The sequence below is a fragment of the Streptomyces ossamyceticus genome, assembly GCF_001418475.1.
Taxonomy (GTDB): Bacteria; Actinomycetota; Actinomycetes; order Streptomycetales; family Streptomycetaceae; genus Streptomyces; species Streptomyces ossamyceticus.
In genome coordinates this window covers 1-13,161 of record NZ_LIQX01000220.1, presented here as the reverse complement: position 1 = coordinate 13,161, position 13,161 = coordinate 1, and the positions used below count along the sequence as shown (strand labels likewise).

General features: G+C 69.4%; 14 protein-coding genes and 1 pseudogene. 6 read left to right on the top strand and 9 right to left on the bottom strand.

What is annotated here, in order from left to right; all coding sequences use genetic code 11:
- Nucleotides 1-170: 170 nt before the first annotated feature.
- A complete protein-coding gene (locus AOK15_RS48565; RefSeq protein ID WP_338059909.1) occupies nucleotides 171-398 on the bottom strand; it encodes an ANTAR domain-containing protein in 228 nt (75 codons plus the stop codon).
- 341 nt (nucleotides 399-739) lie between these two features.
- Between AOK15_RS48565 and AOK15_RS17560 the strand changes: the two genes are divergently transcribed.
- On the top strand, nucleotides 740-1,846 hold the full coding sequence (locus AOK15_RS17560) for a PAS domain-containing protein (protein ID WP_055517839.1): 1,107 nt from the start codon (nucleotides 740-742) through the stop codon (nucleotides 1,844-1,846).
- A 126-nt stretch (nucleotides 1,847-1,972) separates the two neighbouring features.
- Here AOK15_RS17560 and AOK15_RS17555 read toward each other — a convergent pair whose 3' ends face one another.
- The gene (locus tag AOK15_RS17555; RefSeq protein WP_055517837.1) at nucleotides 1,973-2,779 is read right to left on the bottom strand and encodes an RNA polymerase sigma factor SigF; all 807 of its coding nucleotides are present in this window, start codon (nucleotides 2,777-2,779) and stop codon (nucleotides 1,973-1,975) included.
- A gap of 238 nt (nucleotides 2,780-3,017) precedes the next feature.
- Between AOK15_RS17555 and AOK15_RS17550 the strand changes: the two genes are divergently transcribed.
- Nucleotides 3,018-4,820 carry a thiamine pyrophosphate-requiring protein gene (locus tag AOK15_RS17550; protein WP_055517835.1) on the top strand — a complete coding sequence of 601 codons (1,803 nt, stop codon included), beginning with the start codon at nucleotides 3,018-3,020 and terminating at the stop codon, nucleotides 4,818-4,820.
- 20 nt (nucleotides 4,821-4,840) lie between these two features.
- A pseudogene (locus AOK15_RS43985) lies at nucleotides 4,841-5,094 on the top strand (IS3-like element ISAar45 family transposase); the annotation flags it as partial.
- A 112-nt stretch (nucleotides 5,095-5,206) separates the two neighbouring features.
- Here AOK15_RS43985 and AOK15_RS17540 read toward each other — a convergent pair.
- Nucleotides 5,207-6,136, bottom strand: a complete 930-nt coding sequence (locus tag AOK15_RS17540) for a LysR family transcriptional regulator (RefSeq protein WP_205632156.1) — start codon at nucleotides 6,134-6,136, stop codon at nucleotides 5,207-5,209.
- A gap of 341 nt (nucleotides 6,137-6,477) precedes the next feature.
- Here AOK15_RS17540 and AOK15_RS17535 point away from each other — a divergent pair, with 341 nt between their 5' ends.
- Nucleotides 6,478-7,086 (top strand): hypothetical protein, encoded by a 609-nt coding sequence (locus AOK15_RS17535; RefSeq protein ID WP_055517832.1) that lies wholly within the window; start codon nucleotides 6,478-6,480, stop codon nucleotides 7,084-7,086.
- Nucleotides 7,087-7,423: 337 nt separating this feature from the next.
- Complete coding sequence (locus tag AOK15_RS45065) at nucleotides 7,424-7,651, top strand: hypothetical protein (RefSeq protein WP_157870285.1); 228 nt, start codon at nucleotides 7,424-7,426, stop codon at nucleotides 7,649-7,651.
- Nucleotides 7,652-7,740: 89 nt separating this feature from the next.
- On the opposite strand, the gene AOK15_RS17525 is transcribed toward AOK15_RS45065, so the two are convergent.
- The 5 genes from AOK15_RS17525 to AOK15_RS45060 form a co-directional block, all read right to left on the bottom strand.
- Complete coding sequence (locus tag AOK15_RS17525; RefSeq protein WP_055517828.1) at nucleotides 7,741-8,895, bottom strand: ABC transporter substrate-binding protein; 1,155 nt, start codon at nucleotides 8,893-8,895, stop codon at nucleotides 7,741-7,743.
- 133 nt (nucleotides 8,896-9,028) lie between these two features.
- Nucleotides 9,029-9,409, bottom strand: coding sequence for a nuclear transport factor 2 family protein (locus AOK15_RS17520; protein ID WP_055517825.1), 381 nt, complete (start codon nucleotides 9,407-9,409; stop codon nucleotides 9,029-9,031).
- Nucleotides 9,410-9,446: 37 nt separating this feature from the next.
- Nucleotides 9,447-9,857, bottom strand: a complete 411-nt coding sequence (locus tag AOK15_RS17515; RefSeq protein WP_107099435.1) for a nuclear transport factor 2 family protein — start codon at nucleotides 9,855-9,857, stop codon at nucleotides 9,447-9,449.
- A 2-nt stretch (nucleotides 9,858-9,859) separates the two neighbouring features.
- Nucleotides 9,860-10,666 carry an MBL fold metallo-hydrolase gene (locus tag AOK15_RS17510; protein ID WP_055517822.1) on the bottom strand — a complete coding sequence of 269 codons (807 nt, stop codon included), beginning with the start codon at nucleotides 10,664-10,666 and terminating at the stop codon, nucleotides 9,860-9,862.
- Nucleotides 10,667-10,934: 268 nt separating this feature from the next.
- Entirely contained in the window at nucleotides 10,935-11,180 is a 246-nt protein-coding gene (locus AOK15_RS45060) for a hypothetical protein (RefSeq protein WP_157870284.1), read from the bottom strand.
- A 261-nt stretch (nucleotides 11,181-11,441) separates the two neighbouring features.
- On the opposite strand from AOK15_RS45060, the gene AOK15_RS17500 reads away from it, so the two are divergent.
- Nucleotides 11,442-11,879, top strand: coding sequence for a MarR family winged helix-turn-helix transcriptional regulator (locus AOK15_RS17500; RefSeq protein ID WP_055517818.1), 438 nt, complete (start codon nucleotides 11,442-11,444; stop codon nucleotides 11,877-11,879).
- A 639-nt stretch (nucleotides 11,880-12,518) separates the two neighbouring features.
- Here the strand turns inward: AOK15_RS17500 and AOK15_RS17495 are convergent.
- Nucleotides 12,519-13,161 (bottom strand): nuclear transport factor 2 family protein (locus AOK15_RS17495; RefSeq protein ID WP_055517816.1); only part of this gene is annotated, 643 nt, incomplete at its 5' end.

Below are 13,161 nucleotides of genomic sequence, written 5' to 3'. Positions count from 1 at the left end.
CGTGTGGGGAGACGGGCACGTGGGAGCCGAAGGGCGGGCCGCAGGCACGCTCCTCCAGGGGCGCGGGGAACTGCGCGACAAGCCACCCCGCAGCCGCACCCGCACCCGCACCCGCACCCGGCCGACGGGCCCGCACCCCCGAGCTCCAAGGCACCTGCACCCCCTCACCCTCACCCGGAAAGGGACACCAACTCCCGCTCCAACCCCCTCCCCCGCTTCTCCACCACCACCGAAGCCACCTCCGCCAACTTACGATTCGTGCCCTGCGAGATACGCCGCAGCACAGCGAACGCCGCCTCCGCGTCGCAGCCGAGGACATGCATCACGATCCCGCACGCCTGGTCGACGACCGGCCGCGTCCGCAGCGCCGCACCGAGCTGGTCGAGCTCCGTGAGCACCGCCCGGTACGACCGGTCACGGACGATGCACGTCGCGGCGAGATCCCCGAGCGCGTGGGCGGGCCCGTGCGGCACGTCCCCCAACGCCCCGGCGCGGAAGCTGTAGAGACTGAGCGTGACGGTCAGCCCCGACCGCCGGAACGGCAGGGTGACACTGGACCGTACGCCCGCGTCGAGGGCCACGGCCCGATAGTCCGGCCACCGTTCGTCGCTCAGGAGATCCGCCGCGTCGACCGGCTCCCCGCGTTCCAACGCCGTGGGGATCGGCCCCTCGCCCGACCGAAGTTGGACCGCGACCAGCCCGGCGAGGTCGGNNGCCTCTCACGCGTTACGTTCGTCGCATGGCTCAGACGGACGAATTCGGCGAGGAGCTGGCGGACTTCGTACGCCGCGTCGCGGAGCTCAAGACGGCCAGGTCGGTGCCGGCCGACGACCTGCCGACGGTGCTGGACGCGGCGATCTTCGAACTCGACCACGTGGCGGACCAGTTGTGGCCGAGGTACGAGCGGCTCACGGCCCGACCGCCCGGTGGGGCCTCGTCGACCGCGCAGGAACACCAGTTGCTGAAGGCCGTCTTCCACATGCTGCCGCTGCCCGTGGCCCTGCTGGACCGGGAGACCGTGGTGCGCCGCCTCAACCAGGCGGCGAGCACGTTCACCGGCGTGCGGGCGGGCTACGCGACCGGCCGCCCGCTCACCGGGTTCCTGGCGCACGCCGACCGGAGCGCGTTCCGGGGGCAGGTGGCGGCGGTGGCGCGCGGCGAGGGCGACCGCAGTCTCACCGTGCACCTGCAACAGCGCCCCTCCGTGCCGGTCCGGGCGACGCTGACGGCGCTGCGTCCCAGCGGTGAGCCCCGCGCCACCGTGCTGGTCGTGCTGCAACCGGCGGGGCACCGGCTGCCGGCCGTCGAGAACTCCGCCCGCCCCCTGCCCGACCTCGCGGAGACGACCCGCCACGCGGCGCTCATGGATCTGCTGGACGCCATGACGACGGCCCTGCTCACCGCGCCCGCAGCCGAGGCCCTCGACCGCGCGGCCCGGGTGCTGCACGGCCGCTTCGCCGACTGGGTCGTGGCCGACACGGCGTCCCCCGCCCTGACCCGTACGACCGTGCTGGCCCCCTCCGGCAAGGAGCCGGGTCTCCTCTCGGACCAGGACCCGGCCACCTGCCCCTTGGTCATGGCCGCCGCCCGGGGCGGCTCCACCGCCCTCCAGATCCGCCCGCCGGATCCCGACGCCTTCGGCCACGACACCACGGGCGCCCCCGTCCTCGTCCGGGCCGACGTCACCTCACTCCTGTCGGTCCCTCTGACCGCCCCCGACGGCACGGTCAGAGGCGTCCTCACCCTCTTCCGTTCGGGCGCCCGGCTGGCCTTCTCGATGGCGGAGGCCCGGGCGATGGACACGATGTCCCGCCACGTCGCCCTCGCGATGGACGCCCGCGGATGACCGACGGGATTCCCCGCGGACGATGTCACCCCTCAGCGCGGGACGACCGGCCGGCCGAACCCTGCGAGAGGTCGGCCGGCCGGTCGTGTCGGTGGCTGAGGGACGTGGGTGGGTGTGCGGTCGGGGTCAGTCGGAGGGGCCACCGGCGTCCTGCATCACCTGGTCGCGCAGTCGGTCGCAGCACCGGCTGATCAACCGGGAGACGTGCATCTGCGAGATGCCCAACTGCTCCGCGATCCGGCTCTGCGTCATGTCGCCGAAGAACCGCATGTAGAGGATGGCCCGCTCCCTCTCCGGCAGCGCCGCGAGCCGCGGCTTGACCGCCTCGCGGTCGACGACGGTGTCGAGCGCCGGGTCGGGCGCGCCCAGCGCGTCGCTGAGCGAGTAGCCGTCCTCGCTCCCCGGCAGTTCGGCGTCCAGGGACAGCGCCGTGAAACTCTCCAGGGCCTCCAGCCCCACCTGGACGTCTTCCTCGCTCATGTTGGCGTGTGCGGCGATCTCGGCCACGGTGGGTCGGCGGCCCGAGATCGTCTGGGACAGGTCCTGGGTGGCGAACCGAACCCGGTTGCGCAGGTCCTGGACCCGGCGCGGCACGTGCAGGGTCCACATGTGGTCCCGGAAGTGCCGCTTGATCTCACCGGTGACGGTGGGTACCGCATAGCTCTCGAAGGCGTTGCCACGCTCGGGGTCGTAGCGGTCGACGGCCTTGACCAGGCCGAGCGCCGCGACCTGGCGCAGGTCCTCGTAGCTCTCGCCGCGGCTGCGGAACCGCCCGGCGAGCCGTTCGGCCATGGGCAGCCACGCTTCGACGATTCGTTCCCGGAGAGCGTCCCGCTCCGGGCCGGGGGGTAGCGTCGTCAGCTTTCGGAACGCCTCCGCGGTGTCGGGGGCGTCGTCGTGCGGGTGGTGCTTCGCGCTTGCCTGAGTACGCATGGTGCGTCGCAACTCCCTAGATGTGCTCTGGGGGGGACGGTCACCGTGGGGGGCGCGGACATGCACATACAGGGCACACCCGTGATGGATGGAATGGATCGCCGATCCCACGGACGTGCCTCCTGTCCGAAGCACTGAGGTGCGCCTGCCCCGCTTCATGCGCGGCAAACACACGGAGGTTTTTCTCCTCCCCACCGGGTGACTCGGGCCTGAGAAAAAACACCCTGGGAGGTCCAGTATGGGCACGTATGTCGCCGATCACATCCTGCGCAGGCTGCGCGCATGGGGAGTCGAACATGTCTTCGGCTATCCCGGTGACGGCATCAACGGGCTGCTCGCCGCCTGGGGACGGGCGGAGGACCGGCCGCGGTTCATCCAGTCACGGCACGAGGAGATGTCGGCGTTCCAGGCGGTCGGCTACGCCAAGTTCTCGGGCCGGATCGGTGTGTGCGCGGCGACGTCGGGGCCCGGCGCGATCCATCTCCTGAACGGTCTGTACGACGCCAAACTGGACCATGTGCCGGTGCTCGCGATCGTCGGCCAGACGCATCGCAGCGCGATGGGCGGCTCGTACCAGCAGGAGGTGGACCTGCACACCCTGTTCAAGGACGTGGCCTCGGACTTCGTCGAGACGGTGACCGTGCCCGAGCAGCTGCCGAACGTCCTGGACCGGGCGATCCGCACCGCCTACGCCCGCCGGGCGCCCACCGCGATCATCGTCCCCGGCGATGTGCAGGAACTGGACTACTCGCCGCCCACCCACGACTTCAAGATGGTCCCCTCCAGCCTGGGCAGCGGCTCCTGGACGACGGTGCCCTCGCAGGAGTCGCTGGAGCGGGCGGCGGAGATCCTGAACGCCGGCGACAAAGTCGCCCTGCTGGTCGGTCAGGGCGCCGCCGGGGCCCGCGCCGAGGTCCAGCGGATGGCCGAGCTGCTGGGCGCGGGGGTCGCGAAGGCCCTGCTCGGCAAGGACGCGCTGAGCGACGAGCTGCCGTACGTCACGGGCTCGATCGGACTGCTGGGCACGCGCCCCTCGTACGAGCTGATGCGCGACTGCGACACGCTGCTGACCATCGGCTCGTCCTTCCCGTACTCGCAGTATCTGCCCGAGTACGGCAAGGCGCGGGCGGTCCAGATCGACATCGACCCGCACATGGTCGGGATGCGCTACCCGTACGAGGTGAACCTGGTCGGCGACGCGAAGGCGACGCTGGAGCGGTTGATCCCGATGATCGACCCGGAGCGGGGCCGTGAGTGGTTCGACGAGGTGTGCGCGGGTGTGACGCGCTGGCGTGAGGTGATGACGCGGCGCGCGGAGCTGTCGGCCGATCCGATCAACCCGGAGTACGTGGCCCACGCCCTCGATCCCCTGCTGCCCGACAACGCGATCATCTCCTCGGACTCCGGTTCGGCGGCGAACTGGTACGCCCGCCATCTGACCCTGCGGGACGGCATGCGGTCGTCGCTGTCGGGCACGCTGGCGACGATGGGCTGCGGCGTGCCGTACGCGATCGGCGCGAAGTTCGCCCATCCGGACCGTCCGGCGATCGCGCTGGTCGGGGACGGTGCGATGCAGATGAACGGTCTGGCGGAGCTGATCACGGCGGCCAAGTACAAGGACGGCTGGGAGGATCCCCGGCTGGTGGTGGGCGTCTGGAACAACCGTGATCTGAACCAGGTGACGTGGGAGCTGCGGGCGATGGGCGGCGAGCCGTCCTTCCTGCCGTCGCAGGAGCTGCCGGACGTCCAGTACGCCGCGTTCGCCCGCTCCCTGGGGCTGACCGGCATCCGGGTCGAGAAGCCGGAGGACGTCGAGGCCGGCTGGCGGGCGGCCCTGGAGGCGGACGGTCCCGCCGTCGTCGAGTTCCTCACGGATCCGGCGGTCCCGCCGATCCCGCCGCACGCCACCTGGGAGCAGATGGAGGCCACGGCCGCCTCGATCCTCAAGGGCGACGCCGACCGGGGGTCCATGATCAAGCAGGGTCTCAAGGCGAAGGTGCAGGAGTTCCTGCCGAGCACGAAGCCGAAGGACAAGAAGTAATGTTGAACGGCGCTGAATATTTGAAGTCCAGCCTCGCGGTGAGAGCCCTTGAATCCGCGGTGGCCCGTCGCAGCCAGGTCGCCGGATGCACTGTGCACTCCGATCGCGGATCGCCGTTCCACTCACGAAGTTCGCGTCCGTTCTCGCAGGTCACGACCTGGTCGGCTCCATGAGCCGGGTCGGCGGGGCCGGCGACAACGCGGCCATGGAGAGCTTCTTCGCGCTGCTGCAGAAGGACGTCCTCGACCGCCGCGCCCGGGCCACCCGACAGGAGACCATCATGACCCCAGCCGCAGCCCTGGCCGCATAAATCCCGCTGTCACCCAACCCTGCGGCAGTCCCTGGATGGCCCGGGCCCCGAGCAGTGTCAGCGATAATTGAATACGTCATATGACTTCGGCATAACCCCGTCTCGTGGCTTCTTGCGCAGCGTGCCGTATGGCTCTGATGGTGAATTCGGAACGTCTTCGCCGCAGCCAGGCGAGGGCGGATGTGGAGGGGGCGAGGTCGACCACGTCGATGTATCTGATGCCTGGGCGTGGAAAGTACTCACGGGCGGCCGCCGGCAGAAAGCACATCGCTTCTCCGGCGGCCACTGTGTGCAGCAGCGATTCCATGTCGGTGACTACCGGCCCGTAGGGGACGCGACTGCCATCGGGGCGGGGATCGGCCGCCCAGAAGTCCCACCACAGCCGCGGTACCTGCTCAGGCATGTCCACCACCGGGACGCCGGAGAGTTGAGCCAGGGTGAGCCGGGGCAGGATCGCCAAGGGATGCCCGGCGGAGAGGCAGGCCACTCGTGGCTCGGTGGCCAGGTGGTGCAGTTCAATGTCGTCCGTCACCGGAGGGCGGAGGAAGACCACGTCGGCCTCTTGCTGTGCAAGCGCGGCCATGTGATCGCCGAAGCCGAGGTTGACCAGTTGCACGGTTGTCCCGGCGTGATGGTCCTGCAGCAGACTGAGTACGGCACGGGTGTGCGCCATGGACGCCTCGGCTCCCATGGTTCCCACGACCAGCCGTCTGGAGACCTGTCGCAACTGTGCCTCGGCGACACGCCGCAGCCGGTCGACAGCCGCGACCGCCGCCCGGGCCTCGGGGAGCAATGCCTGCCCCGCATCGGTCAGAGTGATCGTCCGGCTGGTGCGCTCCACCACGCGTACCCCCAAGCGTTTCTCCAGCTCTCTGATCTGCTGGCTCAGCGCCGGTTGCGTGATGAACAAGCGCGCGGCGGCACGTCCGAAATGGAGTTCCTCGCTCAGCGCGAGATAGAGCCGAAGCTGATGAATGCTCGGTTCTTTCGGTACGGACACCCCCACGGAGAAGCCCCCTTCACTGCCCGACTTGCCGCGATAACGGGCATGTTATCGATAACCACGAATCCTGTGCCCCTCGTTCGATGACGCCCCCGTGTTGACCATGTGATAGTCAACGGCGTTCCACATTCGCTTGCCTGTGCGGCAAGCCGTCGATCCAGCCGTAAAGCCGTTCCATCAGGGGCCGGGTACGAACGCGACGCCACCGGGAAGTCCAGTGGCGCGATCTTCCCGAGTGGCCCGACCAGCCCCCCCCTGATGAGCCGGAGGGCGTAGCCCGTCCGGGAACGGCACACCTGTCCCGCGGCCGGTATGGCCAGGACACCGAAACGGGAGGAACCACCATGCACATCTCACGGCCTCTGTCTGTCGTCATCGCGGCCTGCGCGGCCGTGGCGCTGAGCGCCGCCGCCGCGCCCGCCGCCGGCCCTCTCGGTATCGGGTGGGCCGTCCACCCGCGGATCGACACCGGGCTGTATTCCGGTCCGGGTCTGAGCACACCGCAGATCGGAACCGCGTGGGCGGGCGACAATGTGGCAGGCATCTGCAGGATCAACGACAACCGCGGCAACCGAATGGTTCTCGGTATCGAACGACCGGGACGCGACGGGTCCCAGTGGGCCAACACTGCCGGCTACATCTGGGACAGCCACATCCGCGAGAACACCGACCATCTGCCGTCGTGCGACGGCTACGGGCGGAGCGTCCACCCGCGGATCGACACCGGGCTGTATTCCGGTCCGGGTCTGAGCACACCGCAGATCGGAACCGCGTGGGCGGGCGACGACGTGGCAGGCATCTGCAAGATCAACGACAACCGCGGCAACCGAATGGTTCTCGGTATCGAACGACCGGGACGCGACGGGTCCCAGTGGGCCAACACTGCCGGCTACATCTGGGACAGCCACATCCGCGAGAACACCGACAGTCTGCCGGACTGCGGCACGGCGTAACCGTCCCTTGCCGACACTCGCTCAAGGCAACCCATATCGGCGGCAAAAATGAGGTACGGCGCGGCAAGGCTGCCGCGCCGTACCGGCGGATGGTCTGTCAAATGAACGGTCCAACCAGGGAACGGGGCGCCGGCTACGTCCTGGCCGTCGTCTGCTCGGCCCGGGTACGGATCAACCAGGGCCGTACCCTCATCCGTGCCGGCTCCCCCGCCGACCGCCTGCCCACCACGGCCTGGCACCGGCACAGCACCGGCCGGGGCGCCAAGGGCCCGCGCCGCCACAACCGGTCCTGGATCGGTATCGGCCGCGACAGCCACCGCCACCTGCTCATCCGCCGATGCTCCCGCAGCTGGTCAGCGTCGCGGGCATCCGCCGCAGCGTCGAGGAATGCTTCCGGGCCGCCGAGAGCCAGGCCGGACTCGACCACTACCAGGTCGGACACTGGCCCTCACGACACCGCCACATCACACTCGCCATGCTTGCCCCGGCCTCCTCGACCGCTCTTGCCACCGGCGCCGACCAGGACCGGCCCCCGAGTGGAACCGGCCCCAGGTGGAGTCGCTGATTCTGTACGCGCCCGCATGACGGCCAGGAACTACAGGGCCGCCGGCCCATCGCGCGGGGAGTGCGGGGCCGGGCGGCACCGGGCGGCGGTCAGGCGCCCGGATGCAGTCCGAGCGAGCCCGGCGTCGGGTCTCCCTTGACCTCTCCGAAGTAGAGAGCGAACGTCTGCTTCCAGCGCTCGATCGCGGCGCGGTCGGCCATGAAGCGGGGGAACCCGTCGAGGTTCCCGTTCGGGTACTGCCAGACGGGCTTCAGGCCCGTGGGCGGAGTGACGTCCGTGCGGACCGACCAGCCGTTGGTGGCGGCCTGCTGTTCTCCGGTGGACAACCGCCAGTTGAGGTAGAGCTTGGCAGCAGTGGAGTTCTTGGCCTGCTTCAGGATCGCGGCCCGCTGCCCCCAGGACATGAACGGCGTCGATCCGTCCGGGAGCACCCACTTGACGGGCCCGGAGGCCAGGGGCGCGCCGGAGCCACCTATGCCGATGGCCTTCTGTCCATTGGTGACGGCCTCCCTGGGGCTGAAGCTGCCACGGGCGAACTGCGGTTCCTGGGCGGCCAGTCGTGCCAGCCAGTCCCATCCGTACTTCTGCACATAGAGCGCGTAGAGGTAGAGGACCGCGTCGTCGTCGTGCGGATAGGAAGAGGCGATCCGCCCCTTCCACTTGGCGTCGACGAGGTCGAGCGGGCTCGTGGGCACGTCCGAACCGACCGCCGCCGGCCCGTACATGAAGCTGAAGGCACTCACCTGCACGGCGACCCAGGCGCCATGCGGGTCCTTGAAGGGGGCGTACACCTTCGAGAATCCGGCCGGCTTGTAGGCGAGCAGACGCCCTTGCTCCTTCCAGCGCACGAAGTCCTGGACGGTCTGGAGCTGTACGACATCGGGTACGAGGGTGTCGGTGGCGAACTGGTTGTCCACCCGTACGTCGTGGTACTTGCTGTAGTCGACGACAACCTTCAGATCGATCTCGGGAAAGCGGTTCTTGAAGCCGGTGCGCAGGCCGTCCGCCTGCGTCGAGACGTCACCACCCGCGTAGATCACGAGCTTTCCGCCCTCCGCGAGGGCGGCTTGGTAGAGCTCGTCGAGTGTCCGGGTCTCCTCGGGGCCGGCCGCGTGCGGGGACTTTGCGGCAGAGGCGGAGGCTGCGGCAGAGGCGGAGGCTGCTGAGGCGCCGAACACTCCGGCGCCGAGAGCGGCACCCGCGCCTGTCGTCAGGATACGTCGCCTGCTGGGGAGGATGGACATGCTGATGAAACCTTCCTTTATGGGGGGGGTGGGGGGACAGGGCTCGCACCGAGGGCGGTGCTCATTCGCATGTGGGCGGACCCGGTTGCGCGTCAACCAGGGGGATGGAAGGCGCTCTTCTACCGGACGGACTTCAGAACATGGTGTTGTCGTTGGCGCTCTTCTCCGGTACCTCCTGGATCACGTCCCAGTGCTCGACGATCTTTCCGTCGGCGACGCGCCAGAAGTCCGCGACGGCCATGCCACGGTCACCGGGCTTGAGGTGGAGATTGCTGTGGGTGACGACGAGGTCTCCTTCGGCGATGGCCCGCTTGATGTCCAGGCGCAGGTCGGGGAACTGCCCGCGCAGCCAGTGGACGTAGCCGACGAAGGCCTGCGGGCCGTCCTGCGCCTCGGGGTTGTGCTGTGTGTAGCTGTCGCCGAGATGAGCGGCGGCGGCCGCTTCCGGCTGGTAGTCGTTGAACGCCTGCTCGTAGAAGGCGATCACGAGCGCCTTGTTGTCCGCGGCGGACATACGTGCCTCCTGCCTGGGGTGATGGGTGCGGTACGGCTCAGTCGGTCATGGCCTCGCGGACGAGCGCGGTGTCCACGAACTGCTCGAAGCGGACGATCAGGCCGCCGCGAACGACGAAGTGGTGAGCGACGCGGACGTCGATCGGCTTGCTCGTGGCCTTGTTGACGGCGGTGTAGCGGGCGAGGACGACGACGTTCTCGCCGTCGACGACGTAGGTGTCGTCGTGGGCGGTCCAGCCGTCCCAGTCCTGGCCGAGCTTCTCCATGACGTTCGAGGTGACGCCGTCGGGGGTGCGGTAGGTGCCGGCGAGCGGGAAGCCCGCCATCTCCGTCCACTCCACGTCGGGGGCGAGCGTGGCGCGCAGCGCCGCCAGGTCGCCGGTCGCCGAGGCGAGGTACTGGCGGCGGACGACGTCGGCGGGCGCGGTCGAGGTGGCGAACTCACTCATGGTCAGCCCCACTTCATCTCGCCCTTGGCGACCTTCGAGCCGATCTGGGCGGCGATCAGCATGCCGTTGTCCGGGAAGCGCTTGACGAGGGTGTCGTTCAGCGCGGCACCGTCGGCGGCCTTGTCCAGCTCCTCCTCGAAGGCGAGCAGGTAGTCGCGGGTCGCGGTGATGGCGGAGCCGTCGGCTGCGGTGCCGGGCAGGCGGTGGCCGGGGACGACCAACTCCGGGTCGAGGGCGGCCATTTCGTCGAGCAGGTCGATCCAGGCGGCGCGGTCGCCGGGGGTGGGGGTGTCGGCGACCCAGACGTGCTCCTGCTGGAAGAGCAGGACACCGCCGAGCAGGGCGCGGTGCTCGGGCTGCCAGAGGTAGTGGCGGTCGGGCAGTCCGGCCGGGCCGCCCCTGAGCTGGAACGTGTGGCCTTCCAGGGTCAGGTCGCCGGTGAGCGGGGTGAGGTCGACCAGCCGGGTGGGCAGGTTGGGGCCGAGCGCGGCCCACGCCTTCAGCTTGCCCTCGTAGGAGTGCCGGATGTGCTCGATGACGTGCGGAGTGGCGACGAAGACGGCGTCGGGGAAGGCGTCGGCGATCACTTCGGCGCCGAAGTAGAAGTCGGGGTCGCCGTGGCTGACGAACACGGTGGTGAGGGTCTTGCCGGAGTCGAGGATCTCGGCGGCCAGGCGGTGGCCGTCGGCGCGGGTGAAGGCGGCGTCCACCAGTAGTGCTTCGTTCTCGCCGGTGACGAGGGTGGCCGTCTTGTTCCTGGATCCGGCCGGGAAGTCGAGATCGAGGACTTTGAAGGAGAGAGTGCTCATGCGTGCTTCCTCGGGTGCAGGGTGATGGTCGGGGACATCGCCTCGGGACCTCCGGCGAGGTGTACGACGTGAACCGGGTCGAAGTGGGCAGCCCGTGTCGAGCAGGGGTTCAGCCTTGGGCGCCCCGCTGGTCGATCGGATGGAGGCCGAGGACGTGGGGTCGGACGGGGTTGGCGCCGTGTACATGGCCGATGCAGAGGCTGAGGCGGGCCCTTGTGACGGTCGAGGGCAGCGCGGTCGCTCATGAACTGGCCGAGGCCGAGCGGGTTCATGGTGACGTAGCCGAGAAGGCCCTTGCGGCGAGCGGGGCGACGTCCGTGCGGGCGCTCCAGGTGCCGATTGGGTGCTCCTGCGCGCCCTTGGCCAGCAGCCGGCTCAAGTACAGCTTGACGGTGGCCTGGTGCGGAGCGTTCTCGAGCTCCTTGATCTGCGGGTGGACCTTGTTCCAGCCGAACGGCGGTGAGTCGGCCGCCTTCGGCCACGACCTGCCGGTATGGCGCCCGCGGCTGGGCATCCTCGCTTGAGCCGGTGCGTTCGGCGGTGAAGGAGGTGGCGGCGTCCGCCGAAGTGGGCGCCGCAGACAGGCCGGACGCGAGGACGCCGTCCCTGGGAGCCAAGACGCCGAAGGCGGCGAGGACGCGCTTTCCCATGGTGCGGCCTCCACATCTGCGGGGTGGACACGGTGAAGTATCTGCCGACGCAGACAATATATCTGCCGCAACAGACATTGCAACGGCAGCTTTTTCCGCTCATACCCTTCTGTCACCCTTGAGGAGTGAACGAGCAACTGCTGAACGACGACGACGTGACCCTCTTCGGTCTCTTCGTGGAGGCCTACAGCCGCATCAAGCCCCTGGTGAACCGCGATCTCGAAATACCGCAGACCTGGTTCGAAGTGCTGCTGCGACTGGGCCGCACCCCCGGCCACCAGCTCCGTATGACGGACCTGGCAGAGGCTGTGTCCTTCAGCTCGGGCGGCTTCACCCGGCTCGCCGACCGCATGGAAAAGGAAGGCCTCATCCGCCGCGACCCCGATCCCGCCGACCGACGAGCCGCACTCGCCGTACTGACCGACAAGGGTGGTCGGGCGCTCGACCACGCTCTGACCGCCCACGTCTCCCACGTGCGCAACCACGTCGCCGGACCGCTCTCGACCGAGGACCGCCGCCACCTCGAGCGCATCCTGCGCACGCTCCGCGACGCGAACGCGTAAGGCCCTGACTTGACCCGGATCACCCTGGCCGTGAGGCGTGTACGGCTGGAGCATCCGGGTTGGGGGGCTGACAAGACGGCAGCGAGCCATCGCGATGCAGCGTGGCGAGCAAGCGGAGTGCCCGGTATGCGGCAGGTCGCGGACGGTGGGGGTGGAGCGGTCGAGTGCGGCCGTGCACCGCTCGGACCGCCGCCGGGTGCGGGCATGATGTCAGCCACGGGCGTCGCGGAACGGCGTTACGGAAACACCGCGGCCGAACACCTCGAACACTCGCTGTTCCGCAGGGCAGTCGGGAACGACCGATCTGGTCGAGGGCCGCGTCCAGGCCCAGGCCCCTATCCTCACCGACACCCCCGACCACGAGGTCACCCGTTCCCGCGAGGGCGCCGCTCCCCCCTCCTCGCCGCGGCCCGTCGAGGTCACCGACGGCGAACGGAGCACCGTCCTGACCACCATGGACGGCAGGGCCCTGCGCTTGCGCCGCGCCCCGGACCCCACCGCACTCGACGTCATCCCCGAGCCGGCGGCCGGCCAGGTCAGCGGCGCCTGGAGGCGGCCGACAGCACCCGCGCCCAGGCGGTGTTCGCCACCGTGCACATCGACGGACCGGCACAGCGCTGACGGGCGGGGCCCCGGCCCCTAGAACATGCCGTTGCCGTTGGCCGAGGTCTCCGGAACGGACTGGATGATGTCCCAGTGCTCGACGATCTTGCCGTTCCGCACCCGGAACAGGTCCAGGATCGCCGCGCCCCGGTCTCCCGGATAGTTGACGTAGTGGCTGTGAACGGCCACCAGGTCGCCCTCGGCGATGATCCGCTTCGGGGTGACCGTCAGCTGCGGTACCGAGGCGAAGTAACCGCCGAGACCGGCCTTCGCGGCGGGCACGCCGCTCTGCATCTGCGGGTTGTGCTGGAGGTAGCCGGGGTCCCAGTAGCGGTCGAGGGCGGTCAGGTCCTTGTGGACCATGAGCTCGTCGAAGGCCTTGGTGACCAGTGCCTGGTTGGCCTGGGTGAGCCGGTGGTCCAGGGGCTGCGAGACCCGCGGTGAACTCAGCGTGGAGAACATGTCGTTGCCGCTGGCCGTGGTGTCCGGCACGTTCTGGATCACGTCCCAGTGCTCGGCGATCCTGCCGCCCTGGAAGCGGAAGATGTCGATGACGGCCGCGCCCTTGGTGCCCGGGACCAGCACCACGTTGGAGTGGAGCAGCACGAGGTCGCCCTCGGAGATGGCCCGCTTGACGTTGTACCGGGCGTCGGGGAACTGCTGGTGGATCGAGGTGGCC

Excerpts from the sequence above, each read along its gene's own strand:
- AOK15_RS17560 (WP_055517839.1), top strand. The coding sequence starts at position 740 with ATGGCTCAGACGGACGAATTCGGCGAGGAGCTGGCGGACTTCGTACGC.
- AOK15_RS17555 (WP_055517837.1), bottom strand. The coding sequence starts at position 2,779 with ATGCGTACTCAGGCAAGCGCGAAGCACCACCCGCACGACGACGCCCCC.
- AOK15_RS17550 (WP_055517835.1), top strand. The coding sequence starts at position 3,018 with ATGGGCACGTATGTCGCCGATCACATCCTGCGCAGGCTGCGCGCATGG.
- AOK15_RS17535 (WP_055517832.1), top strand. The coding sequence starts at position 6,478 with ATGCACATCTCACGGCCTCTGTCTGTCGTCATCGCGGCCTGCGCGGCC.
- AOK15_RS45065 (WP_157870285.1), top strand. The coding sequence starts at position 7,424 with ATGCTCCCGCAGCTGGTCAGCGTCGCGGGCATCCGCCGCAGCGTCGAG.
- AOK15_RS17525 (WP_055517828.1), bottom strand. The coding sequence starts at position 8,895 with ATGTCCATCCTCCCCAGCAGGCGACGTATCCTGACGACAGGCGCGGGT.
- AOK15_RS17520 (WP_055517825.1), bottom strand. The coding sequence starts at position 9,409 with ATGTCCGCCGCGGACAACAAGGCGCTCGTGATCGCCTTCTACGAGCAG.
- AOK15_RS17515 (WP_107099435.1), bottom strand. The coding sequence starts at position 9,857 with ATGAGTGAGTTCGCCACCTCGACCGCGCCCGCCGACGTCGTCCGCCGC.
- AOK15_RS17510 (WP_055517822.1), bottom strand. The coding sequence starts at position 10,666 with ATGAGCACTCTCTCCTTCAAAGTCCTCGATCTCGACTTCCCGGCCGGA.
- AOK15_RS45060 (WP_157870284.1), bottom strand. The coding sequence starts at position 11,180 with ATGCCCAGCCGCGGGCGCCATACCGGCAGGTCGTGGCCGAAGGCGGCC.